Here is a 23,670-nt window from a genome sequence, read left to right as displayed (position 1 = left end):
CGCGAGTCGACAGTATAGCCAGCAGCCACCGAATGCGTGTTTAAGACAAAAAACTGTCATAAAAATGACCTGGATTCATGCGCTGATTTACTAAAAGAGCCTCATCTGAATAAGCCGTGTTAGTGGAGAAACCTGCTTTTCAGATGTGTCCAAGAGTACTCACTTCTGAGTAGGTTTTTCGTGATCTAAATCACAACTAATCGATGCTGACACCATTCAGCAGGCGGTATCCAGGTGATTGATAAATCTTTAAAAATTTAGTCACAGCAATGTCAAAACAAAGTATCACAAATTCAACATTCGGGTAACAGTTCGCCATGATGCTAAAATAAGTTGTTGCAGGCATCGATTAAGCAGGGAAATAGCGTAGCGGCAGGGGTGTTTTTCCATTACATTACGCCTGCTTTTGCTTTGTTCATTTGCGGAGTTTTGTGTGGCTCAATCCTTTTTCGACCTGCCAACCTATATTAAGTTTTTTATCGGGATGTTTGCTCTGGTCAACCCGGTAGGGATCATTCCCGTATTTATTAGTATGACCAGTTACCAGAGTGCCGCAGCAAGAAATAAAACCAACCTCACGGCCAACCTCTCGGTGGCGATTATTCTCTGGACCTCACTTTTTTTGGGTGACGGTATTTTGCAAGTTTTTGGTATTTCAATTGATTCATTCCGCATTGCCGGCGGCATTCTTGTTGTGACCATTGCTATGTCAATGATCAGCGGCAAGCTGGGTGAAGATAAACAGAATAAGCAAGAGAAATCGGAGAGCGCGATACGCGAAAGCGTGGGGGTTGTTCCCCTGGCATTGCCGTTGATGGCGGGGCCGGGTGCCATCAGTTCAACGATTGTCTGGGGAAGTCGCTATCACAGCTGGGGGCACCTGCTGGGATTCTCCCTGGCCATTGCGCTGTTTGCATTTTGCTGTTGGCTGCTGTTCCGCATTGCACCGTGGCTGGTGCGCATACTGGGGCAAACCGGGATCAACGTGATTACCCGTATTATGGGCCTGCTTCTGATGTCTCTGGGGATCGAATTTATTGTCACCGGGGTCAGGGCTATCTTCCCGGGCCTGACAAGTTAATTTCGCTGCCGCTTTCAAATGAAAAAGCAGAATCTCTATTCTGCTTTTTTTCTTTCCGTAGAAGAAAATTTTACCTGCCCGCTATCCCCATTATTGCAAAAGTAAATGCGAATCTTTCATAAGAAAATGCTTTGGAAAACCGTGTATTAGAGGTTGACGTTGTAACAAGCTGTACAGAAAAGTGGCGATCGAAATGATATTTAGCATCCGTTATGCAATCAGGCTTGCTGCGGGTTTATTGAGATGATATTAGTAATTCATGCCTTCCCGCAGAGGAATGTGCTAAAAAATAATCAATTGTTAATTTTTTGTGAGTGATGAAGCAGGCGATAAACCGACCTCCTCTCTAATGCAGTGATAGTATACTAACCCCATGATAATAAAGATTATGATTGGGTTTTTATAAACATCCTTCCTGCATGACGCTCCCCACAATCTCTCCATAAAAGAGAAATGGTTAACAAATTTGCAAATTGTATTGGCGGGTATCTGAAGCTTTTGATACTTTCCGGGCAAAACAATTCGCTGAAAAATGTTTCTTTTCTAGATGAGAATGATTTCGCAGCGTAATCATGTCCTGCGAACCACTAAATCATGGCCGTCGACCACGCAATCGGCGGCAAAAGAATCGACGTAATGAGGTCGCCGAATCGAGCGGCCCGAAAATAAAGTCGGTGATAGCGAAGTAGTAAGGAAAGCAGTATCCCGTACGGACGTTTAACGCTCCTGCGCTGTAAGGGACCCCTGAGGGGAAGAGGCCGACTTTCGGGTCGGTAATTATAATGAGTGGAGTACCAACACAATGACAAATATCACTAAAAAAAGCCTGATTGCAGCGGGCATTTTAACTGCGCTGATTGCTGGCAATGTCGCGATGGCGGCAGATGTTCCGGCGGGTGTGCAATTGGCAGAGAAACAAGATCTGGTTCGTAACAACGGCTCAGAACCTCAATCTCTTGATCCGCACAAAATCGAAGGCGTGCCAGAGTCCAATATCAGCCGAGACCTGTTCGAAGGTCTGCTGGTAAGCGATCTGCAGGGCCACCCGTCTCCGGGTGTCGCAGAGTCCTGGGACAATAAAGATTTTAAAGTCTGGACTTTCCACCTGCGTAAAGACGCGAAATGGTCCAACGGCGAACCTGTCACCGCGCAGGACTTTGTTTACAGCTGGCAGCGCCTGGCTGACCCGAAAACCGCCTCTCCTTATTCCAGCTACCTGCAATACGGTCACCTGACCAATATCGACGATATCATTGCCGGTAAAAAGCCGACCAGCGATCTGGGCGTGAAAGCCATCGATGACCACACTCTGGAAGTCACCCTGAGCGAGCCGGTGCCGTACTTCTACAAGCTGCTGGTTCACCCATCCGTTTCTCCGGTACCGAAAGCGACCGTTGAGAAATTCGGCGACAAGTGGACCCAGCCTGCCAACATCGTGACCAACGGTGCTTACAAATTAAAAGATTGGGTGGTGAACGAGCGTATCGTTCTGGTGCGTAACACCAACTACTGGAATAACGCGAAAACCGTGATTAACCAGGTGACCTACCTGCCAATCTCTTCTGAAGTAACAGACGTTAACCGCTACCGCAGCGGTGAAATCGACATGACGTATAACAACCTGCCGATTGAGCTGTTCCAGAAACTGAAAAAAGAAATTCCAACTGAAGTTCACGCCGATCCGTACCTGTGTACTTATTACTACGAGATCAACAACCAGAAAGCACCATTTACCGATCCTCGCGTTCGTGCGGCGCTGAAACTGGGCCTGGATCGCGACATCATCGTGAACAAAGTGAAAAACCAGGGCGATCTGCCGGCTTATGGTTATACCCCGCCGTATACCGATGGCGCGAAACTGACCCCGCCAGAGTGGTTCACCTGGTCTCAGGACAAGCGTAACGAAGAAGCCAAAAAACTGCTGGCTGAAGCAGGTTACACCAAAGACAAGCCGCTGACCTTCAACCTGCTGTACAACACCTCCGATCTGCACAAGAAGCTGGCTATCGCCGTGGCGTCTATCTGGCAGAAAAACCTGGGCGTGAACGTCAAGCTGGAGAACCAGGAGTGGAAAACCTTCCTGGATACCCGTCATCAGGGGACCTTCGACGTGGCGCGTGCGGGCTGGTGTGCGGACTATAACGAACCGACTTCCTTCCTGAACACTATGCTGTCCGACAGCTCTAACAACACCGCGCACTATAAGAGCCCGGCGTTCGACAAGATTATTGCCGACACCCTGAAAGTGACCGACGAAGCCCAGCGTACCGCGCTGTATGAGAAAGCTGAGCAGCAGCTTGATAAAGACTCAGCCATCGTCCCGGTTTACTACTACGTTAACGCCCGTCTGGTTAAGCCGTGGGTGGGTGGTTACACCGGTAAAGACCCGATGGATAATGTCTACGTAAGAGACTTGTACATTATCAAACATTAATGGCAATTCGTGGGGCAGGACCCACCGGTTTCGGCCGGTGGATAGATTCTGCCCCATCGTGTCTTATTTACATCGCACTGCAAAGGCACAGGCCAGAAGGTACGGGCAATGTTGAAATTTATTCTACGTCGTTGTCTGGAAGCAATTCCGACACTCTTTATTCTTATCACTATTTCCTTCTTTATGATGCGTCTCGCACCGGGGAGTCCTTTTACCGGCGAACGTACGCTGCCGCCAGAAGTCATGGCGAACATCGAAGCGAAGTATCACCTTAACGATCCGATCACCACGCAGTATTTCAGCTATTTAAAACAGCTGGCGCATGGGGATTTTGGGCCGTCATTTAAATACAAAGACTATTCGGTCAATGACCTGGTGGCCTCCAGCTTCCCGGTATCCGCAAAATTAGGTGCAGCGGCTTTCATCTTTGCCATTGTGCTGGGTGTGACGGCGGGCGTGGTTGCGGCGCTGAATCAAAACACCAAATGGGATTACACGGTAATGGGCTTTGCCATGACGGGGGTGGTTATCCCCAGCTTCGTGGTGGCGCCGTTGCTGGTACTGATCTTCGCTATCACCCTTAAATGGCTGCCCGGTGGCGGCTGGAACGGGGGAGCGCCGAAGTACATGATACTGCCGATGATAGCCCTGTCTTTGGCGTACATCGCGAGCATCGCGCGTATTACCCGCGGCTCAATGATTGAAGTCCTGCACTCTAACTTTATCCGCACCGCACGTGCCAAAGGCCTGCCGATGCGTCGTATCGTGCTGCGCCATGCCCTGAAACCTGCGCTGCTGCCGGTCCTGTCATACCTCGGACCAGCGTTTGTGGGCATCATCACGGGCTCCATGGTGATTGAAACAATTTATGGCCTGCCGGGCATCGGTCAGCTGTTTGTTAACGGGGCGCTGAACCGTGACTACTCACTGGTTCTCAGCCTGACCATTCTGGTCGGCGCGCTGACGATTCTGTTCAACGCGGTCGTTGACGTGCTGTATGCCGTTATCGACCCGAAAATCCGTTACTAAGCTGGAGTGGCCATAATGTTGACTAAGAAAAACAGCGAGGCGCTGGAAAACTTCAGTGAAAAACTGGAAGTTGAAGGTCGCAGCCTGTGGCAGGATGCGCGTCGCCGTTTTATCCATAACCGCGCGGCGATCACCAGCCTGTTTGTCCTGGCTCTGATTGCGCTGTTCGTGGCTTTTGCGCCAGTTCTGTCGCAGTTTACCTACTTTGATACCGACTGGGGCATGATGTCGGCGGCCCCTGATATGGCATCCGGTCACTATTTCGGGACCGATTCGTCCGGTCGCGATCTGCTGGTGCGTGTTGCCATTGGGGGACGTATCTCCCTTATGGTGGGTATTTCTGCTGCGCTGGTGGCGGTTATTGTTGGGACGCTGTACGGCTGCCTGGCGGGCTATCTCGGCGGCAAAATCGACTCCGTGATGATGCGTCTGCTGGAGATCCTGAACTCCTTCCCGTTCATGTTCTTCGTGATCCTGCTGGTGACCTTCTTCGGGCAAAACATCCTGCTGATCTTCGTGGCTATCGGCATGGTGTCCTGGCTGGACATGGCGCGTATCGTGCGCGGCCAGACCCTGAGCCTGAAACGCAAAGAGTTCATCGAAGCGGCACACGTAGGCGGTGTTTCGACCATTAACATCGTTCTGCGCCATATTGTGCCGAACGTGTTGGGCGTGGTGGTGGTTTACGCCTCACTGCTGGTACCTAGCATGATCCTGTTCGAATCTTTCCTGAGTTTCCTGGGCCTCGGCACGCAGGAGCCTCTGAGCAGCTGGGGAGCGCTGTTAAGCGACGGTGCAAACTCCATGGAGGTATCACCGTGGCTTCTGCTGTTCCCGGCAGGCTTCCTGGTGGTTACGCTGTTCTGTTTTAACTTTATCGGCGATGGCCTGCGTGATGCCCTCGACCCGAAAGATCGTTAAGGAGTCGCTCCATGAGTACTATTGAAACCTCTCCGGTGGCCGCTCCACTGAACAAATCTGAGGTCCTGCTGGACGTTAAAGACCTGCGTGTGACCTTTGGCACACCCGACGGCGACGTCACGGCAGTAAACGACCTCAACTTTAGCCTGCGTGCCGGTGAAACCCTCGGCATTGTCGGTGAGTCCGGCTCGGGCAAATCCCAAACGGCCTTCGCGCTGATGGGCCTGCTGGCGGCCAATGGTCGTATCGGCGGCTCTGCAAAATTCAACGGCAAAGAGATCCTGAACCTGCCGGAGTCGCAGCTTAACCGCCTGCGCGCCGAGCAAATCTCGATGATTTTCCAGGATCCGATGACCTCGCTGAACCCGTACATGCGTGTGGGCGATCAGCTGATGGAAGTGCTGATGCTGCACAAAAAACTCGGTAAGGCGGAAGCGTTTGAAGAGTCTGTGCGGATGCTGGATGCGGTAAAAATGCCGGAAGCGCGGAAGCGTATGCGCATGTTCCCGCACGAGTTCTCCGGCGGGATGCGCCAGCGCGTGATGATTGCCATGGCGCTGCTGTGTCGGCCAAAACTGCTGATTGCTGACGAACCGACTACCGCACTGGACGTTACCGTTCAGGCGCAGATCATGACGCTGCTGAACGAGCTGAAGCGTGAGTTCAACACGGCGATCATCATGATCACCCACGACCTGGGTGTTGTGGCCGGGATCTGCGACAAAGTGCTGGTGATGTACGCCGGGCGTACGATGGAATACGGCAACGCGCGCGACGTCTTCTACAAGCCGGTACACCCGTACTCAATCGGCCTGTTGAACGCGGTACCGCGTCTGGATGCGGAAGGTGAATCTCTGCTGACCATTCCAGGCAACCCGCCGAACCTGCTGCGCCTGCCGCAGGGGTGTCCGTTCCAGCCTCGCTGCCAGTTTGCGATGGAAGCGTGTAATAGTGCTCCGCCACTGGAGCAGTTTGGTGATGGCCGCCTGCGTGCCTGCTTTAGACCGGTGGAGGAATTAGCATGAGCACCGTTGCAGAAGAGAGAAAAGTTCTGTTAGAAATCGCTGACCTGAAGGTGCATTTTGACATCAAAGATGGCAAACAGTGGTTCTGGCAGCCTTCCAAAACCCTGAAAGCCGTGGATGGCGTGACGCTGCGCCTGTACGAAGGGGAAACCCTCGGCGTGGTGGGCGAGTCCGGCTGCGGTAAATCGACCTTTGCCCGCGCCATCATTGGCCTGGTGAAAGCGACCGATGGCCGAGTAGCGTGGCTGGGGAAAGATCTTCTGGGCATGAAACAGGAAGAGTGGCGCGATGTGCGCAGCGATATTCAGATGATTTTCCAGGATCCTCTGGCATCGCTGAACCCGCGGATGAACATCGGCGATATCATCGCCGAGCCGCTGCTGACCTATCATCCAAAAATGCCTAAGCAGGAAGTTCGCGACCGCGTGAAGGCGATGATGATGAAGGTCGGCCTGCTGCCAAACCTGGTCAACCGCTACCCGCATGAGTTCTCCGGCGGCCAGTGCCAGCGTATCGGTATCGCACGCGCGCTGATTCTTGAGCCAAAACTCATCATCTGTGATGAGCCGGTCTCCGCGCTGGACGTGTCCATTCAGGCGCAGGTGGTTAACCTGCTACAGAAACTGCAGCGCGAAATGGGGCTGTCGTTAATCTTCATCGCCCACGATCTCGCGGTGGTGAAGCACATCTCCGATCGCGTGCTGGTCATGTATCTGGGCCATGCGGTGGAGCTGGGCACCTACGATGAGGTGTACCACAATCCTCTGCACCCTTATACCAAAGCGCTGATGTCGGCGGTGCCGATCCCCGATCCGGATCTGGAGAAGAACAAAACTATCCAGCTGCTGGAAGGGGAGCTGCCGTCGCCCATCAATCCGCCATCAGGCTGCGTGTTCCGCACCCGCTGCCCGATTGCCGGCCCGGAATGCGCCAAAACGCGTCCGGTGCTGGAAGGCAGTTTCCGCCATGCGGTTTCCTGTCTGAAGATTGACCCGCTATAATCTCGCCTGGGGCCAGCACCGCGCTGGCCCTTTCTTTTTGCGAGGATCACCGTGCCAGGCAACATTTCATCACTTCGTGCGCTGCTTTACCGCTTTCTGTTCGATCAAAATACCCGCTCAGGGCGCCGGTTCGAGGCGTTTTGCGGCCTGCTGGCGCTGCTCAGCGTGGCCGTTGTTTTTACCGAATCCAGCGTCGGGAGCGATCCCCGGCTAACCTACGGCGAATGGCAGCTGTTTATCTGGCTGGAAATCATCTTCACGCTGCTGTTCACCTGTGAATATCTGCTGCGAGTGCTAACGTGGCCGCAGCCCATCCGCTACGTGTTTAGCTTCTGGGGCATTATTGACCTGGCGACCATGCTGCCGCTGTATGTCCTGTGGCTTTGGCCTGAGTTTGCTATTCACTACTATTTTGCCTGGCGGGCAATGCGCGCCATTCGCGTGCTGCGTATCCTCAAACTTCTGCGCTACATGCCCGCGCTCAAAAGTCTGTGGCGCAGCCTGATTAACGCCAGCAATCAGCTGATCCTGTTCTATTCGTTTATTGCCATCGTAATGGTCGCGGCGGGAGCGCTGATGTACGGCATAGAAGGGAAGGCCAACGGCTTTACCAGCCTTGGCGTAGCGGTTTACTGGGCGGTTGTAACGGTCACCACTGTCGGCTATGGCGACATTGTGCCGCATACTGCGCTGGGGCGTTTCGTGGCCTCGCTGCTGATCCTGATTGGTTATTCGGTGATAGCCATCCCCACCGGGATTTTAACGGCGCAAATGTCGCAGGATATGCAAAGAAGGCGGTCAGTAAGGGAATGTACGCGCTGTCATCAGCAGGATCATGCCAGCAACGCGCATTACTGCAAAACCTGCGGGGAGCATCTCCCGCCCAATGAGAAGTAGTTACAGCGCGGCCTGAGGGCCGCACAGGGAGGATTACTCACGCCACAGGATGTGGCACAGCTTGTGGTCTTTCTCGCGGCACAGCAGGACGCGAGCGAAGATATCGTTCAGCTCGCCGCCGTCGGTATCCGCCAGCCCGATAACGACTTCTGCAAAGAAGTCAGGGTTCAGGTCGAAATCGACGTGCTCCTGCCAGTCTTCGGCCGGGTCAAACAGCTCCGCACCGCCGCGCTCCTCGAACTGCAGATTGAAAAGAATAATGTCAGCAGGATCGAGATTATCGCCCGCCAGCTCGAGAAAAATATCGTACGCCTGTTCTAAAGTCTCGTCTTCGGTCAGGCGGTTATTCAGATCCATTTCCATCTCTACATCCACTTATCGAGTGCTGATGCGCCACGTTTTACAGCAACGGACTAAAGAAGTAAAACAGTCGCTCGGTCATTCGCTGCCAGAGCGGGCGTTTTAACCATAAATGCGCGTCCAGCAGCCGCGAGCGGGAGATATAGTCGTCCTGCACCGCAGCTAAATCACCGGCAAAACCTTCATCATCGATGACCAGCGTAATCTCAAAATTCAGCCACAGGCTGCGCATGTCCAGGTTAACCGTGCCGACCAGGCTGAGTTGCCCATCGACCAGCACGCTTTTGGTGTGCAGCAGCCCGCCTTCAAACTGGTAAATTTTCACACCAGCGGCAAGCAGTTCAGTGAAGAACGCGCGGCTTGCCCAGCCCACCAGTAAAGAATCGTTTTTACGCGGCACGATGATACTCACGTCCACGCCGCGCTGCGCTGCCGTGCAAATGGCGTGGAGCAAATCATCGCTCGGTACGAAGTAGGGGGTCGTCATGATCAGGTATTCACGTGCGGCATAAACGGAGGTCAGCAACGCCTGATGAATCAGATCTTCCGGGAACCCTGGCCCTGAAGCGATAGTATGAATGGTGTGGCCGCTGGCCTCTTCGAACGGCATGATATTCTCATCCGGCGGCGGCGGAAGAATACGTTTCCCGGTCTCTATCTCCCAGTCGCAGGAGTATACGATGCCCATTGCGGTGGCGACCGGGCCTTCCATACGCGCCATCAAATCGACCCACTGACCCACATTCGCATCCTGCTTGAAGAAACGGGGGTCAACCATGTTCATGCTACCGGTAAAGGCAATATAGTTATCGATCATCACCATCTTACGGTGCTGGCGCAGGTCCATTCGACGCAGGAAAACACGCATCAGGTTAACCTTCAGCGCTTCGACTACTTCGATGCCCGCGTTACGCATCATATTGGCCCACGGGCTGCGGAAGAAGGCGACGCTACCCGCGGAGTCGAGCATCAAACGGCAATGAATGCCGCGTCGCGCTGCCGCCATCAATGATTCTGCCACCTGGTCGGCCATGCCGCCGGGTTGCCAGATATAAAACACCATCTCGATGTTATGGCGTGCCAGTTGGATATCGCGGATCAGCGCCTGCATGGTGTCATCCGAACTGGTTAGCAGCTGGAGCTGATTGCCCTTCACGCCGGCAATCCCCTGGCGGCGCTCGCAAAGCTGGAACAGCGAGCTGGCGACCTCGCTGGTTTCTGAGGCAAAAATATGCTTACAGTTTTTCAGCTCTTTAAGCCACTTAGCGGTAGAAGGCCACATGGCGCGCGCGCGCTCTGCCCGGCGTTTACCGAGATGCAGTTCTCCCACGGAGAGATAGGCAATAATCCCGACCAGCGGCAGAATATAGATGATCAATAGCCAGGCCATTGCCGAAGGGACGGCGCGGCGTTTCATCAATATACGCAGCGTAACGCCGGCGATAAGCAGCCAGTAGCCGAGAATGACCAGCCAGCTCACCACGGTATAGAAGGTTGTCATGCCTTAAAAATCCTTTTGAAACCGAAGAGTTGAGAGTGTACGCAGAACTTTCACTGCTTAACACTAAAAGTATACGCAAAACGGATGGTTTGCCCGGCAGAAGGTTCTATAATGGCGCGTCTTTTTTAGGAAATTGAGTCGTAGACATGAGACGTAGCAGAACGGAAGTTGGGCGTTGGCGTATGCAGCGTCAAACGCAGAAGCGCAGGGCGCGTTGGCTGGAAAGCCAGTCACGGCGCAATATGCGCATTCATGCTATTCGTAAGTGCCTGGTTAACCAGCAGCGTAATTCATTGCTGTTTGCCATCCACGATCGCTGGGCATAAGATCCGGGCACCGCGTGCGGTGCCCATTAAATCCATTAGGAAATAAACCTTCCCTTTACCCTGAATTTATATTTCCAAAGGGCGGAAGTTTGTTTTTAAAATGATCGCGATCATCATTTTAATTAAAATAGACGGCATAATTCACGGAATTTTCTTACCTTGACAGGGTGCCGCAATAAGTGATTAGCGATTTAATTAAAAAGGATTTTTCTTATACCAGGAGAATAAATTTTCTGTTTGTCATTATTCTTGCCGTGCTGGTGATGTTTAGCTCGGTGCTGGCCTGGATAAACTATAATCATCAAAAAAACACGTTGGATGATGAAAGCGAAGGTTTTGTTCATAATATTGCGATGTTCTATATCGAGCAGCAGCTGAAAACTTTAGAGAATGCATTGTGGCAAAGCGCTACCCTATTAAATAATAAAAACGTTGATGCTCTGGTTAATGCTGAAAATGAAGTTTTGGAGAAACAGCTCACAACATCTATTGCGGTGTTGCCAGCTATTTCAGGTTATATCATTGCCACACGTGATGGAAAGTATAATAGCATACCAAATTCCTATGTTGATAATCGCCTGGACCTGTCAGGACGAAACTGGTACGAAAGCCTCAGCGTAAAAAGTTCTTTTGTGAACTATTCGAATATTTATGCTAATGCAGTTGATAAATCACCGGTAGTGACCATTGCCAAACTGCTGCACGACGATAAAGGCGAGCGGTACGGGATGTTCGCCATGGATCTGAATTTGATCAATATGAGCTATCCGCTACGACAGTTGGAGAGTCCGAATCCAGGGCACTTCTCGATTGTTGACCGTCAGGGAAGAGCGGTGCTTGATGCAGACAGCGATGCTATCGGCACGGAGGTTGTCTCGCCGGCGGTGGTGCAATGTATGACAAATGGCCTGGGGTCATTTCACGATAAAGCAAGTCACAGGCAGTATTACTACTACTCCTTTTCAAACCCGGACTGGTTTGTTGTTTATGCTGTAAAAGACAGAATCATTGATGATGCCGTTTTATATTATATCTGGATCATTTTGGGCGGATTTGTTTTTTGCCTGACAATTTATCTATTATTATGGTTCTTTATGCATCAATCGATAAAGTCGATGGTGATTGATATTATTTCGATGATGCGTTTTGGCCGTCTGGATATGAAAGGCGGCGTCGATAAACAAATTATGAATGAAATAAACGCAAGCAGTCAGCAAATAAAAAGTGCAAAAAATGCTTCGCTAACGGATGGTCTAACAGGGTTGCTTAATCGCCGTAGCTTTGATAATGACATTAATTACATATTAGCCCGGGAAGCACCTTTTAGTCTTGGCATCATTGATATTGATAACTTTAAAAAAATAAACGATCACTACGGGCATCTGGTCGGTGACACGGTGCTAAAGGTCATTGCCGATATGGGCATGGGTTTACTGGACGATCGCGCCAAGCTTTATCGCTACGGTGGAGAGGAAATTGCCTTTATTTATTTTTCCGACAATCAGGTTAAAGCTATGGAAATTATGGAAGGCTGGCGTAAAGCGGTCGAAAGTAAACTCTGGCGTGAACAAGGATTAGTCGTCACCTTTAGCGGCGGTGTTTGCCCATGGCGAGGTGAGGATTATGAAGCGCTGATTGAGAAAGCCGACAGGTTGCTCTACAAGGCGAAATCCAGCGGAAAAAATAAAGTCGTGATCTCGACCAGCTAAGGAAGCCTGCCAAAAGGAGTAGTTACATGGAGAAAAGCGTTGAGTTCATCGTTAATCGGGTGATGAAGAATAACTTCGGCATGGCTTTTGAGTCGTTACTGCAGCCGATTTTCGACACATCAGGTTTTACCTGTGTCGGCGCCGAGATGCTCATTAGAGGCGTGCATCGGCGGGCACTCGTCTCCCCAGACGTGTTTATTAATCGACTGGAAGAAAACGGAGGGATTGTGTCGCTGGGCGAACATGTTATCTCCTCGGCATTTAGCTATATGACGGACGTCATCGTGCCGCATAACGGGAGTTATTTATTGCACCTCAATCTTTCGCCAGTTCAATTGAATGATGCTGGTTTTGCCGATCGGATAGTCGAGCTGGTGGCTCAGCGCCCTGTGCCAGTGCAACGCATTGTCTTTGAGATAACCGACAACAACATTCTGCTAGATGATACCGGGCGCGAAAACGCCACTCGCCTTCGTGACGCCGGTTTTTTACTTGCGTGGGATGATATTCACAGCGTTGAACAGCTTCAAAGCCGACTGGCTCAGCTAGAAACAGACTTCATAAAGCTAGACCGTGCCTGCTTCAGGGCCACATCCGGCGAAGAAACGCTCAATATTATCCGCCGTGCTCAGGAGAAAGAGGTGGATGTTATTGCGGAAGGGGTAGAAACCTTTTCGCAGATGCAAGTGCTGTTCAATAGCAATGTCAGGCTGGCGCAAGGTTATCTTTTCTCACGGCCCCTGAATCAGGACAGTTTTCGCCAGAAGCATTTACAGCTGACAGAGTAACACGCTAATGAGCCTGCAGCCTGCAGGCTCGTCTGAAGGCAAATCAGAATACTTTCTTGTATGGTTAATTGTGCCGTTTCGATGAATTTCTCTCTGAAACCTACCGTTACCTTTCGCGCCTGACCAGTAAGGCTACTCAGCCATTAACAGAGACAATCTGATTCGAATTGTTACCTTTTGGGTATCTTTGAGGATTGTACTTTGTGTACACTTTTGTGTACCAAAACAAAAAATGTGTACTCAGCTCATGCTCACAGATACAAAACTAAAAAAGGCCCTCGGTAAACGCCGCGATGAAATAGAGGTGATCGCCGATACTCATGGACTGAATGCAAGAATAAGCCAGGCGGGGAAAGTCACTTTCTTCTATCGGTACCGTTGGGATAATAAAGCTGTGAAGCTCAACGTCGGAGAATACCCGGCTATGAGTATCGCCCAGGCCCGTGAGAGAAGGCAACAATTTCGTGCCTGGCTGGTAGATGGTTTTGATCCCAGAGAACGCATAAAGCTGGAAAGAGTTGAGTTGGTCGAATCCCTGACAACCACAGAAGCTTTCATGTACTGGATCGAAAGATACTGCATCCCTAACGGCCTTGCTAAAACCGAATATTATCTGCAGGTATTTAACAAACATGTGGCGCCGGAACTTGGCGATGTGAAAATAGACAGCACAACCCGCAAGCACTGGGTTAGTGTTTTTGATTCCATCGATAGCCGCGTTATGTCTCACTACATGGTTTCGTTATGCAAAAGGGCATTCAGGTTCTGCCTTAACAGAGATGCGATAAAATCAAACCCGCTGGAAGGGGTGCTGCCGTCTGATGTGGGAAGCAAACCAAAGCGAAAGGATCGAGTCCTGAGCAGCGATGAATTAAAGGCTATCCACGAATGGCTTAAATTCAGGCAAACGCCAGAAGCGAGGCTGCTCATAAAATTTGTTATGCTTACCGGATGCCGGACTGCGGAAATACGTCAGGCAAAATGGAGCTGGTTTAACTTTGAAGAAATGACCTGGACCATACCGGAAAAATATTACAAAACCCGGAAGGCTGTCAGAAGGGCGCTTCCCGCAGCTGCAGTTCGCCTGCTCCAGGCGCACAGTGCCAGGGTGAATACTCAGCACGTTTTGACATCACCAAAAAAGATAAAAGGCAAGGCTGGTGACGAACCAATTCAGGCCGCTGTAGCGGCGAATTTTGCGCGCACTGCGAGAGATGGCGCAAAGATGGATGACTGGTCACTGCATGATTTCCGCCGGACGCTAGCAACCACTCTATCAGGGCTTGGCTGCCCGCCGCATGTTGTAGAAAAAATCCTCGGTCACCAGATGGTCGGGGTTATGGCTCACTATAACCTTCACGACTATCTGGACGACCAGAGGCACTGGATTGATATATGGGACAAACATCTTGAATCGGTGTTTGGTGAGCCAATGGTCTAATGCTCCCTGCTTCTGTCCTCCCACTCCTTCACGGAAGATAGTTTCCAGCGGTTGGGGTTGCCCGGGAAGTCAGGGGAGGGGAACGGCCTGGCGAACCCCTTGGGCATTGTTTCGTGGCTCTGCCACTTCCACAGCGTCTTACGCGAGATGTGGTAGTGTTCAGTCAGATCTCGCGTAACAAGTATTTTTTTGTCCATAGAATTACCTATTGATTGATTGATGGATGGACGAAAATCAGTAACTCTCAGGCGCATTGCCAAAGGCTGTTGTCAGCATTTTTAAATCAAGGACGCGGCCAGGCAGCATTTTCACCGATTGTATTTCGCTCTCGTTACCCCATACGTCGAAACCGTGAGAAGACTGACGGGCGAATAGTTCAATACGTGGAACATCGCCCAGCAATTGCACAAGTTTTTCCCGCACATGGTCTGGTTTTCGCGAGTGCTCCAGGCGCGGTGCAGTGAATGACTGTACGATCCCGGCGTTCATGCGCTGTGGCAAATTTCCCTTGTAGGCGAACAGGCAATCTTCACTGTTGGCCCGCGTCATGTGGCCCATTCCTAACACCAACTTGTCAGCCTGTCGCTTCCCGCATTTATTCCAGGTGAACCCCTTCATCGTCATAAACTTGAAGCCCCAGGCATCAACCACTTTCAGCGCCTCGGCGGGCTGAGTCGGCACCCACCACATAGCCAGCAGGCAGTTATCGGCAGCCAGTTCCCACACAGGTAAGCGGCAGATATCTTGCACGCTCATCACCGGGTATTTGAACCCGGCGCCGCGGTCGCCGTCGGCAGCTTTGTCGCGGTAAGACCAAGGAGGATCGGCATAGATAAGAGAGTATTTACCCATTGATATCACCATTCTCTTCAGCCCAGATGATGTCACCTTGAATATGGAATTTCAGGCCCTGCTCTTTCAGCTTTTCCTGAACGCTGAGGTGACAGATGTTGTATCCCTGATCGGAATAGTCGGTCTCTATATCGCTGATGGGGGGAAGCTCAACAACGAGCTCTGCTCTGCTGGCCTTCCAGAAATGCCAGCAAATTCTTTTGATTCCTTCAAGGTCATGCCTTCCTACATCTCTGGTCATTGTCAGAACCCACTCGGTTTCAAATTGCTTCCTTGACTCATCCGATCTGCTCACCCGATAAACCTCCCGGCCATCTCGTAGCCAGCCTCTGCGAATCGGCGCGTATTGCTCAGCGTGATGCACTGATCCCGGCGCATTGCGATGCGGGCGCGTTCTACATCACCCAGAGCCGCATCGAATACCGCCAGCCACTGGCGGGCTGCCAGGCGGAACTTACCGCTGATTTCCAACTCTCTCGCCCTGGCCTCAAGTTTCAGTGCTTCTGGCGATGTGGCCACAATCGCCGACTGCCTGCGGGAAACGTAGTTTTCGTGATACTTCTCAAGCTTGGTTTTCAGGCTCATTGTCATTTCAGCCAACCTTCTGTTGTCAGTACCGCAGCCAGCAGAGCCAGCCAGGCGGCCACCGCGCCGAGGAATATTATCCACCCGGCGCATTTACTTAATCTGTTCCTGATGGCGGCTATCATGCCGCCATACCTGCAGGAGTTGGACGGAACCGGCGCTTATCCCCAGATAACTTGCAGTCCGACACTTTGATTTCTTTTCTGGCCGCGTGCTTCATATCAAGCCAGTATTTTGGCTTGCCAGCTGCTTGCTCGACACGTCGCGCAGATGTGTTTCCGACCGTTCTGTTTCCTTTTACCCAGCGGCTGATCACACTTGCCTGAACATTCATGGTTTCGGCCAGCCTGGTTTGGTTGTCGTCAAAGTAACGGCGGATCACTTCAAGAAGGTTTTCGCGCCTAATGTCTGAAATACCGTAAAACTGGCTTGGCAAAGCCTCTGCCTGCTCCGGTGTGCTAACGCTCATGGCTCCTTTCATGATTACCTCTCTCGTTCTTATTTCACTGCGGCGCCGCAGCGCCGCGCAGGTGATTACATAGGGACTTCGTTTAATTCGTCGCGGCGGATGCTGTAGACGTCGGTGGCCATTTCCAGCCATTTATCGGTTAGCGCATCACAGGCCCCGGGGCGCTTTTTACCGTCTGGCCAGGTGCCACCGTTAAAGATGAGATCCAGCGTCTCAACGCTTTCCGCGTTGCCAGCCGCATCTGTAAAGCTGGCAAGAATGTCTTCCTGTGATCGAGCTGGTGGCTTGTCTTCTTGTTTCTCAGGTTTAGCATTAATCAGCGAATTCATTCCTGCGGCAGTGTTAGCTGGTGGGGTAACATCGCGTTCTACACGCGGCTGTGATTCCTGCAGCTCATCAGGGGTGTAAACGCCAAGAATTACGTCAGGGCAGTAAAGTCGCGCCCAGCGCTTAACGCCAAGGTAAGCAAGCTGTTGCTTTGGATCGCTACCCCACAGCGTTGAGTTACGAACCTGTGCCTGTGTTAACAGAAGTTCAAGCACTCGAGGCTCGCCTTCTCCTTTCAAAGTGGCCCAAACCTTTACGCCGCATCCCTTTTCGTCATTGAGTGTCCAGTCAGGAGAAAGGTATTTTTTCCCCTTGTCGGAAGTTTTTTCCTTGAACTTGCCGATCACATTTTCCCATGGCCCAAACCATTCAAAATGAACGCGGTCTTTAGTCGGCGCCATGGCGGTAATGGCAGCATTAACCAACTGAGCCTCATAGCCCAAGGCGCCGTTGATAACGTGTGTTTTCTGGGCCACAGCGAAAGGGTTCATTCCCCACTGCGTAGCCTGCATAGCAACGGCCAGGCAATCAGCTGGCTTTCCTGCAAGATGAGCAGGAACGGTGACTCTGCTGTCAGCCATCAGAGTTGCAAAACGGACCAGCTGGTTCATGCCTTCCGGGCTGAAAATTGCCGCTGCGGTGCCGACAGTTGCGCCAGGTTGAGAGGTGATTGTGATGTCATTTCTCATAGATATTGATCCTGTTTGCGTGCCCATTCCGGGCGTTTAATGGTTTCCACGCCGCCCCAGTCATCACTGATACGGCACTGGTGGTATGTGCTAAGGTCACGGCGGAAGAGTGCATGCCCTGTGTTTACGTCGTCGGCATCAAGCTCAAATACACGAACGGGATAGCGGCCGCAGTCGATGGTTTCGCTAACTGACAGGAAGAAAAAACCAGGAGCTTCACCAGTGACTTGCTTAAAGCCTTCCCGGTACATGGCGTCCTGAACGTGATAGCGAAAATCTTCAACGTGTCGCGCAAAGCGATCCATATCGGCGACTTTTTTCACGTCCAGGATTACCGGATGTTTTTTCAGGTATCGATCAGGGCGAGTGCGGCAAAGCTCTCCAGTTTCTTCGTCATTCCAGTAGAAAGAGGATTCGGCGTGGCCTTCTGCCTCCAGTAGCCATCGCGCCGCCGGGTGTGCCATTGCGCTGTCGCGCATAAGCTGAAGTTTCCGGCCTTGTTCAGCATCCATAACCGTCATACCCATGCCTTCCACATCGCGCAGGAATGCTGCTTCGTCTTCTTTCCCCTGGTTTGTGCGGCGATTAAACTGCGGCGCCACGATGAAGCGCTTATCGAATTCCTCAGGCTCCAGCAGGATGCAGTGCAGGGCACTACCCATATCGAGGGCTTTCAGTTTTTCGGTATCAACCGGTGCTGATTTCTGCCACTTAAGCAGGGCCGGGCTCATGGCCACCATATCCAGTTGCGACTTACTCACGCCGTTCCCGGCGTGGTAATCCTCATTGCTGATGTCGTGATAAATTCCTGGTTTCATGCTGCATGCCTCGCGCTATCGATCTGGTCTGCGACGTCGTAGCGGGCAACAATGCCGGTTAATTCACGGATCATTGCTGCTGCCGTTTCCTGAAACTCCATGTCATCCATCGCGGCTTCAATCACTTCATGACGAATGCCGAGGGATTCAAGCGCTGCGAAAAGAGGTAAAACCTTTCGCAGCGGGATCGCGTTATCCAGTTCGTCGTGACGGGAAAGAACCTGCTCAGACAGTCGATAGTCAGCATCAAACTGCCGCATAATTTTTTTAAGATTCGCTACCTGTTTGATATTCATGTTGCTGCCCCGTCCATCTCATCGGCCACGTCGCGGGCCTCTTTGGTTATGAATGCCCACTCGATACCGTCATGCAGGCTATGAAACTTCCAGCTCATCAGGCCGGAAATGGTGACTCGGTACATGCCGTCTACCAGCTGCCACTTCATGGCTTCACCTCACAATAAACACCAAAATGGTACTTGTTGGTTTGATTAAAAAGCCGCAATGCGGCTGGTTTTGGTGTCGGCCAATGGCTGCTGTGTGCGGCATGGCGTTTACCAATGTGGTAATAATTATCCGTATTAGATTTTTAGTCAATAGTCATTGAGAGATAAAATTACCAAAAAGGTACTTTTATGAGGGCCGGCGGATTGAGAGTGGCGGCAGGGTGATAGTGTATTGGTTATTTAAATCAGTTGGTTACTTGTTTTGCTGCAAGATGAATTCGATGAATGCGCGTATCTTCTCTTTGTCTGCCTCAGGCAGAGCGGCGAAGCGTGCGTGGTCATACTTGATGAAACCAGGGTGCTCTTTCGGAACAAGCAGTTCGTAAGCCTGGCGGCCAAATGCGTCAGCGATAGCTGCCAGAGTGCCGATCGTCGTACTGGCTTCTTTGCTCAGCATGCGTTGCACCGTAGCCTGGGCGATGCCAGCTTTCTCCCCAACGCGCTGCTGCGAGTTGAGAACGGAGTCACCGAGCATCCAGCGGCGCAGGTTCTCTGCTGCAACTTCCCCTATGTAGCTTCTGGCCTCATATTCCTGTGGTTCCCGGATCTCGCTCAGGGAAAGAATGTGGTCGGTATCCAGCCAGTATTTGGTACGACCGGAAACTTCCTCAATTTTACGGGCTGATGAATTACCGACATTACGATGACCCTTTACCCAGCGACTTATCACGCTCTGCTGGACGCCCATTCTTTCCGCCAGGCGCGTCTGGTTATCGTCAAAATACCGACGAATAACCTCGATAAGGTTCTCTCGTCTGATGTCAGAGATACTTTTCATTGTGCCGTAAAACCCTTAAAGGAATGGATAATTACCTAAATTTAAAGCGTTATTACCGAAAAGGTAAAGACACCAAATTGGTAATAGTTGTTGCTTTTATCTACCTTTGCGGTAATTATTTGTGGATAGAAATAGCTATCGGGAACCAAAAAATATGCCATTTAATTTTAAAAAATTTTGGCTGGACATGAACAAAGACGAGCGCGAGGCTTTCGCCAGCGACGCCGGGACAACCAGCCACTACATTCAGACGCACCTCACCGGCAAGCGCAGGGTTCCAGCTAAGAAGTTGATGGAAGGGCTTTTTAAGGCATGTAAATCCCGCCAGGCTGTTGCCTCTAAATCTGAGTTGGTTGATTTCTTCTACTCCTGATCCCCGCGCTACACCTCCGCAAACGGGCCGCCACTGAGCGGCCTTTTTTATGCTCGCCAGAAAATGGTAATTAAAATCCGTTTAAGGTTGATCTTTGCGTGCTGTAGTGCAAAATAAGCTGTAACAAAAACACAAAACCAAGGGGTGAGGCTTGAAAATTATTACTCGAGTCGAGGCAGCAAAGCTCGGCCTCAACAAGTTCTATACCGGAAAGGTGTGCAAGTACGGCCATGACAGCGAGCGGTGGGTGGCGAACGGCGGCTGTGTTGAATGCACCGTTGCACGTGTGTACCGCCACCGTAATGAACTCATCCAGACGATGAAGGCAGCTCAGGGGGCGGCATGAGCAGCGCTTACTACAACGAGATAGACCCGTTCGCCGCGCAGTGGCTGCGGAACCTGATCGCCGGCGGTCATATCGCCCCTGGCGAAGTCGATGAAAGGAGCATTGAAGATGTTACACCAAACGATTTGCGAGGATTTACCCAGTGCCATTTCTTTGCCGGAATTGGCGTCTGGTCACATTCTCTGCGTCTGGCCGGATGGCCGGATAACAAGCCGGTCTGGACAGGAAGTTGCCCGTGCCAGCCTTTCAGCGCGGCAGGTAAGGGCGCTGGATTTGCTGACGAGCGGCACTTATGGCCAGCCTTCAACCACCTTATCAGCGAGTGCCGACCTCAGCACGTCTTTGGCGAACAGGTTGCAGCTGGTAACGCAAATGAATGGTTCGACCTTGTACAAGCAGACCTGGAAGGAGTGGGTTACGCCTTCGGGCTTACGCCGTTTACGTCAGCGAGCATCGGTGCGCCGCACATCAGAGAGCGAGCTTACTGGGTGGCCAACGCCAGTAGCAAATACGAATCCGCAGCCGGAAACGAAGCGGGGGTTACAGCATGTCTCCGGAGCGGCGCGATTGACGGGATGGCCCACACCAGCAGCGAACGAGTTCGAGCCCAGGGACCTGCAGGCGCTAATAGCAAGAAGGGAGAGGTGCAAGAAAGTGCATGGGAACGGGAATGGATTTGGGTTAACCCTGGGGCAGGCAGCGCCTCTATTTGCGGCCTGGGTAACTCCAACATCACGCGACTGGAAAGACACATCAGGGATGGTAGCCCAGCGGGATGGGAAAGAGCGACTGGATCAGTTACCGCGGCAGGCGTACACAGCAGGCCCCTTGAGGTTAACGGTTTTTGGCGAGATGCGGACTGGCTCTTATGTCGAGATGGCCAATGGCGTCCAGTTGAATCCGGCACATTCCCGCTGGTTGCAAGGTTTGCCAAAAGCCTGGGACATAGCAAGTCCTCATTACGAGCAATGGCAGGCCGCAACCGCACAGGCCGACTTAAGGGTTATGGCAACGCTATAAATGCCGAAGCTGCCGCTGCATTCATCAGTGCTTATATGGAGGTGGTCAGTGGCCCGTATCCGCACAATTAAACCTGAGTTCTGGACTGATGAGGATATGGCCGAGGTGTCGGAAGCAGCCTGCCTACTTGCAATCGGGCTGCTCAACTATGCCGATGATGAAGGCTATTTCAACGCCAATCCAAAACTGATTAAAGCCGCAGTATTCCCGATACGGGAGACGTGCAGTCCTATTACCGTACTAATACGGGAGCTGTCCAACCATGGGTATTTGAGCATGTTTTCCACCCAGGATGGCAAGCATTTTGGGCTGATAAATAATTTCGCCAAGCATCAGGTAATTAACAAGCCAAAAGACAGCAAAATCAAATCATTACACCTAATACCGTATGAGTACGGTACTGATACCGCACCAGTACTACCTGGAAAGGATCAGGGATCAGGGAAAGGAAAGGATAAACCCCTCTCTAGCGCGGGTACGCGCGAAAGCGTTTCGCCTAGACCTGCCGCGGCTAACTCGATAATCGACAACCGGCCACCTTCACCGGGCGGATCCGGCATCACCGGAAAGTTCACGATGTACCAGGGCTGGCGCCCGGACGATGACTTTTTGCTGCAAGCCGCGCAATGGGGATGTGTGATGACAGAGCCACCACCAGAAACGGCGCTGGCGGAGTTCGTCACGTACTGGGAGGCAGAGGGTAAGGCATTCCACCACGTTCAGTGGCAACAGAAATTTTCCCAGGCGCTGAAACGCAGAGCTATCGAATCAAAAACAGGAGGCAATGATGTACGAATTCAACAAGCCGGCGCTACCGGGGGAAGGGCAGTCGAGAGAATACGCGCAGCAATCGCTGCTGAGCGCGAGCGAGAAGGCGTACCACCTGTGGGAAATGATGGGGGAGATGTATTCGGATCGATGGGTGGCAAAGAACGGGACAATGCCGTCATTGACCTGGAAAGCGGCGATTGGCGGTCTGAGTGAGCAGCAGCTGTCTGGCGTGATGGATGCATGTATTTCACGTTGTGTTGCAGGGAACTCATGGCCACCAGATCTTGCTGAATTCATATCGATGGTTTCATCGGTATCGGCAGAACACAACGTGCTGGGTATATCCATGCAGGAATTGTCCCAGGAATTCCGTTGGTACTGCCAAGAGCGAGGCATGTACGAAAGCGCTGAGCTATTCCCGTGGACACATCCTGTTATGTATTGGATTTGCACTGATGTGCGTCAACGGATGATCCAGTACCGAATGACAGAAGCTGAAGTTGAGAAGGATCTCAAGCAGCAACTTGAGAAATGGTGCCAGAAGACTTCTGGTGGTGTTCAGGTGCCTAAACCGGTAATGCGATTGGAAGATAAAAAGCGTCCACGACCTGCCTGGATGGACTATTACAAGCCGAAAATAAAACCGAATACGAATTAAGGTTGTGCAAAATCCTGCGCCAGCGGCACCAGTTTTAACGATTGGGTGTCAGGCTGTACGTTTTGATGCAGTAGCATATAAAACGGCTCTGTGAGCTTCTGAGGGCGTTTAAACGGTGGTTGTGATTATCGCTGTTTGCGCATTTTTTATATTGCCAACCATTACCAAATAGGTAATTATTACCAATAAGGTAGGTTATGAAAAAGTCAGTACAAGCCCTTGGCCGGTTAAAGGCCGGGGCCATGAACAAAACCGAGGCGGCGTATTGCCAGTTGCTGGAAATGCGTAAGCGGGCAGGAGAGATAGCCTGGTACCGATTCGAGGGTATCAAGCTGCGACTCGCTGATAATACGTTCTACACGCCGGATTTCGCAGTGATGCTCGCCAGCGGTGAGATCGAGCTGCATGAAACAAAAGGTTTCTGGACTGACGACGCAAGGGTGAAAACCAAAGTGGCCGCAGACCAGTACCCGTTTCGGATCATCGCCATTACCCCAAAGCCGAAAAAGCTCGGCGGTGGGTGGAATGTCGAAGAATTTTAAAACGATTTAGTAATCAATTAAATCAATAAGTTATCAAGGTAAAGAGAGGTAACTATGCACAGCAGTAAACCAACTTACGAAGAGTTAGAAGCCACGGTGGCAAGCCTCACAGCGCAGGTGCAAGGGCTGGCTGCGGAGAATGCGGAGTTAAAAGCGTTTGGCGACAAGCTGAACGAGATGCATAACGACTTAAACGGTACTGGCACAGGAATTCAGGGTGGATATGAAGTCGCCTGCCAGCAGCTTGGACTGGAAGCGGCAATGGAAGAATTTGACGCCATCGAAACCCCTGTCACTGACGCCGCGCTGGCAGAGATACGCGCCCAGGGTGTCGATGCGTTCGCCGCAGACTTAGGTAACGCATATCAGCAACTGAGGGCCGGGAGTCCACAGGCGAAAGCGCTTAAGGCAGTAGTTTTCCGTG

The 23,670-nt window shown here is 51.7% G+C and carries 28 protein-coding genes and 1 pseudogene; 18 read left to right on the top strand and 11 right to left on the bottom strand.

The features are described from left to right. Positions 1-433: 433 nt before the first annotated feature. The 7 genes from WFK85_RS10270 (at position 434) to WFK85_RS10240 (ending at position 8,388) form a co-directional block, all read left to right on the top strand. Positions 434-1,081: a YchE family NAAT transporter gene (locus WFK85_RS10270; protein WP_008454247.1), complete on the top strand. Its 648-nt coding sequence runs from the start codon at positions 434-436 to the stop codon at positions 1,079-1,081. Between the two features lie 802 nt (positions 1,082-1,883). After that, positions 1,884-3,515, top strand: coding sequence for an oligopeptide ABC transporter substrate-binding protein OppA (gene oppA / locus WFK85_RS10265; protein WP_008454249.1), 1,632 nt, complete (start codon positions 1,884-1,886; stop codon positions 3,513-3,515). A gap of 108 nt (positions 3,516-3,623) precedes the next feature. Next, the gene (gene oppB / locus WFK85_RS10260) at positions 3,624-4,544 is read left to right on the top strand and encodes an oligopeptide ABC transporter permease OppB (RefSeq protein ID WP_008454251.1); all 921 of its coding nucleotides are present in this window, start codon (positions 3,624-3,626) and stop codon (positions 4,542-4,544) included. Between the two features lie 12 nt (positions 4,545-4,556). Next, positions 4,557-5,465: an oligopeptide ABC transporter permease OppC gene (gene oppC, locus WFK85_RS10255; RefSeq protein ID WP_034807489.1), complete on the top strand. Its 909-nt coding sequence runs from the start codon at positions 4,557-4,559 to the stop codon at positions 5,463-5,465. Positions 5,466-5,476: 11 nt separating this feature from the next. Next, positions 5,477-6,490 carry an ABC transporter ATP-binding protein gene (locus WFK85_RS10250; RefSeq protein WP_039303721.1) on the top strand — a complete coding sequence of 338 codons (1,014 nt, stop codon included), beginning with the start codon at positions 5,477-5,479 and terminating at the stop codon, positions 6,488-6,490. Then, the gene (oppF, locus tag WFK85_RS10245) at positions 6,487-7,491 is read left to right on the top strand and encodes a murein tripeptide/oligopeptide ABC transporter ATP binding protein OppF (protein ID WP_166992036.1); all 1,005 of its coding nucleotides are present in this window, start codon (positions 6,487-6,489) and stop codon (positions 7,489-7,491) included. Before WFK85_RS10250 ends, oppF begins: the two co-directional genes overlap by 4 nt. Before the next feature lie 51 nt (positions 7,492-7,542). After that, a complete protein-coding gene (locus WFK85_RS10240; RefSeq protein ID WP_008454256.1) occupies positions 7,543-8,388 on the top strand; it encodes an ion transporter in 846 nt (281 codons plus the stop codon). 33 nt (positions 8,389-8,421) lie between these two features. On the opposite strand, the gene WFK85_RS10235 is transcribed toward WFK85_RS10240, so the two are convergent. Together WFK85_RS10235 and cls are read right to left on the bottom strand one after the other, a co-directional pair. Continuing rightward, positions 8,422-8,751 (bottom strand): HI1450 family dsDNA-mimic protein, encoded by a 330-nt coding sequence (locus WFK85_RS10235; RefSeq protein ID WP_008454257.1) that lies wholly within the window; start codon positions 8,749-8,751, stop codon positions 8,422-8,424. Between the two features lie 37 nt (positions 8,752-8,788). After that, positions 8,789-10,249, bottom strand: coding sequence for a cardiolipin synthase (gene cls / locus WFK85_RS10230; RefSeq protein WP_336709740.1), 1,461 nt, complete (start codon positions 10,247-10,249; stop codon positions 8,789-8,791). A gap of 146 nt (positions 10,250-10,395) precedes the next feature. Between cls and WFK85_RS10225 the strand changes: the two genes are divergently transcribed. From WFK85_RS10225 to WFK85_RS10210, 4 genes are all read left to right on the top strand, one after another. Beyond that, positions 10,396-10,575, top strand: a complete 180-nt coding sequence (locus tag WFK85_RS10225; protein ID WP_008454259.1) for a YciY family protein — start codon at positions 10,396-10,398, stop codon at positions 10,573-10,575. A 179-nt stretch (positions 10,576-10,754) separates the two neighbouring features. After that, entirely contained in the window at positions 10,755-12,284 is a 1,530-nt protein-coding gene (locus WFK85_RS10220) for a sensor domain-containing diguanylate cyclase (protein WP_336709738.1), read from the top strand. A 26-nt stretch (positions 12,285-12,310) separates the two neighbouring features. Beyond that, complete coding sequence (locus WFK85_RS10215) at positions 12,311-13,072, top strand: EAL domain-containing protein (RefSeq protein WP_336709737.1); 762 nt, start codon at positions 12,311-12,313, stop codon at positions 13,070-13,072. A gap of 247 nt (positions 13,073-13,319) precedes the next feature. Then, positions 13,320-14,513 (top strand): tyrosine-type recombinase/integrase, encoded by a 1,194-nt coding sequence (locus tag WFK85_RS10210; RefSeq protein ID WP_336709736.1) that lies wholly within the window; start codon positions 13,320-13,322, stop codon positions 14,511-14,513. A 234-nt stretch (positions 14,514-14,747) separates the two neighbouring features. Here the strand turns inward: WFK85_RS10210 and WFK85_RS10205 are convergent, their stop codons facing one another. From WFK85_RS10205 to WFK85_RS10165, 9 genes are all read right to left on the bottom strand, one after another. Beyond that, positions 14,748-15,365 (bottom strand): MT-A70 family methyltransferase, encoded by a 618-nt coding sequence (locus WFK85_RS10205; protein WP_336709735.1) that lies wholly within the window; start codon positions 15,363-15,365, stop codon positions 14,748-14,750. Then, positions 15,358-15,606: a hypothetical protein gene (locus WFK85_RS10200; RefSeq protein WP_336710402.1), complete on the bottom strand. Its 249-nt coding sequence runs from the start codon at positions 15,604-15,606 to the stop codon at positions 15,358-15,360. The genes WFK85_RS10205 and WFK85_RS10200 overlap by 8 nt, the downstream gene beginning before the upstream one ends. A 50-nt stretch (positions 15,607-15,656) precedes the next feature. Continuing rightward, positions 15,657-15,950: a PerC family transcriptional regulator gene (locus WFK85_RS10195; RefSeq protein WP_442892340.1), complete on the bottom strand. Its 294-nt coding sequence runs from the start codon at positions 15,948-15,950 to the stop codon at positions 15,657-15,659. A 121-nt stretch (positions 15,951-16,071) separates the two neighbouring features. Then, positions 16,072-16,419 (bottom strand): hypothetical protein, encoded by a 348-nt coding sequence (locus tag WFK85_RS10190; RefSeq protein ID WP_336709730.1) that lies wholly within the window; start codon positions 16,417-16,419, stop codon positions 16,072-16,074. A gap of 65 nt (positions 16,420-16,484) precedes the next feature. After that, a complete protein-coding gene (locus WFK85_RS10185; protein WP_336709744.1) occupies positions 16,485-17,435 on the bottom strand; it encodes a RecT family recombinase in 951 nt (316 codons plus the stop codon). Beyond that, positions 17,432-18,253, bottom strand: a complete 822-nt coding sequence (locus tag WFK85_RS10180) for a PD-(D/E)XK nuclease-like domain-containing protein (RefSeq protein WP_336709728.1) — start codon at positions 18,251-18,253, stop codon at positions 17,432-17,434. Before WFK85_RS10180 ends, WFK85_RS10185 begins: the two co-directional genes overlap by 4 nt. Then, positions 18,250-18,549 (bottom strand): hypothetical protein, encoded by a 300-nt coding sequence (locus WFK85_RS10175; protein ID WP_336709726.1) that lies wholly within the window; start codon positions 18,547-18,549, stop codon positions 18,250-18,252. The genes WFK85_RS10180 and WFK85_RS10175 overlap by 4 nt, the downstream gene beginning before the upstream one ends. After that, positions 18,546-18,698, bottom strand: coding sequence for a hypothetical protein (locus tag WFK85_RS10170; RefSeq protein WP_336709725.1), 153 nt, complete (start codon positions 18,696-18,698; stop codon positions 18,546-18,548). Before WFK85_RS10170 ends, WFK85_RS10175 begins: the two co-directional genes overlap by 4 nt. Before the next feature lie 253 nt (positions 18,699-18,951). Next, positions 18,952-19,536, bottom strand: a complete 585-nt coding sequence (locus WFK85_RS10165; RefSeq protein ID WP_336709724.1) for a helix-turn-helix transcriptional regulator — start codon at positions 19,534-19,536, stop codon at positions 18,952-18,954. A 154-nt stretch (positions 19,537-19,690) separates the two neighbouring features. On the opposite strand from WFK85_RS10165, the gene WFK85_RS10160 reads away from it, so the two are divergent. From WFK85_RS10160 to WFK85_RS10130, 7 genes and pseudogenes are all read left to right on the top strand, one after another. Next, positions 19,691-19,909 carry a hypothetical protein gene (locus WFK85_RS10160; protein ID WP_336709723.1) on the top strand — a complete coding sequence of 73 codons (219 nt, stop codon included), beginning with the start codon at positions 19,691-19,693 and terminating at the stop codon, positions 19,907-19,909. Between the two features lie 151 nt (positions 19,910-20,060). Then, positions 20,061-20,255, top strand: coding sequence for a hypothetical protein (locus WFK85_RS10155; RefSeq protein WP_336709722.1), 195 nt, complete (start codon positions 20,061-20,063; stop codon positions 20,253-20,255). Further along, entirely contained in the window at positions 20,252-21,346 is a 1,095-nt protein-coding gene (locus WFK85_RS10150; RefSeq protein ID WP_336709720.1) for a DNA cytosine methyltransferase, read from the top strand. Before WFK85_RS10155 ends, WFK85_RS10150 begins: the two co-directional genes overlap by 4 nt. Next, positions 21,324-22,259 (top strand): DnaT-like ssDNA-binding domain-containing protein, encoded by a 936-nt coding sequence (locus tag WFK85_RS10145; protein ID WP_336709718.1) that lies wholly within the window; start codon positions 21,324-21,326, stop codon positions 22,257-22,259. The genes WFK85_RS10150 and WFK85_RS10145 overlap by 23 nt, the downstream gene beginning before the upstream one ends. Further along, positions 22,216-22,704 carry a replication protein P gene (locus WFK85_RS10140; RefSeq protein WP_336709717.1) on the top strand — a complete coding sequence of 163 codons (489 nt, stop codon included), beginning with the start codon at positions 22,216-22,218 and terminating at the stop codon, positions 22,702-22,704. Before WFK85_RS10145 ends, WFK85_RS10140 begins: the two co-directional genes overlap by 44 nt. Before the next feature lie 197 nt (positions 22,705-22,901). Then, entirely contained in the window at positions 22,902-23,246 is a 345-nt protein-coding gene (locus tag WFK85_RS10135; protein ID WP_336709715.1) for a DUF1064 domain-containing protein, read from the top strand. A gap of 54 nt (positions 23,247-23,300) precedes the next feature. Next, positions 23,301-23,670, top strand: a pseudogene (locus WFK85_RS10130) (hypothetical protein); the annotation flags it as partial.

The organism is Cedecea sp. VD22 (genome assembly GCF_037150195.1).
Classification (GTDB): Bacteria; Pseudomonadota; Gammaproteobacteria; order Enterobacterales; family Enterobacteriaceae; genus Cedecea.
This window is presented reverse-complemented; position numbering and strand designations above follow the sequence as displayed.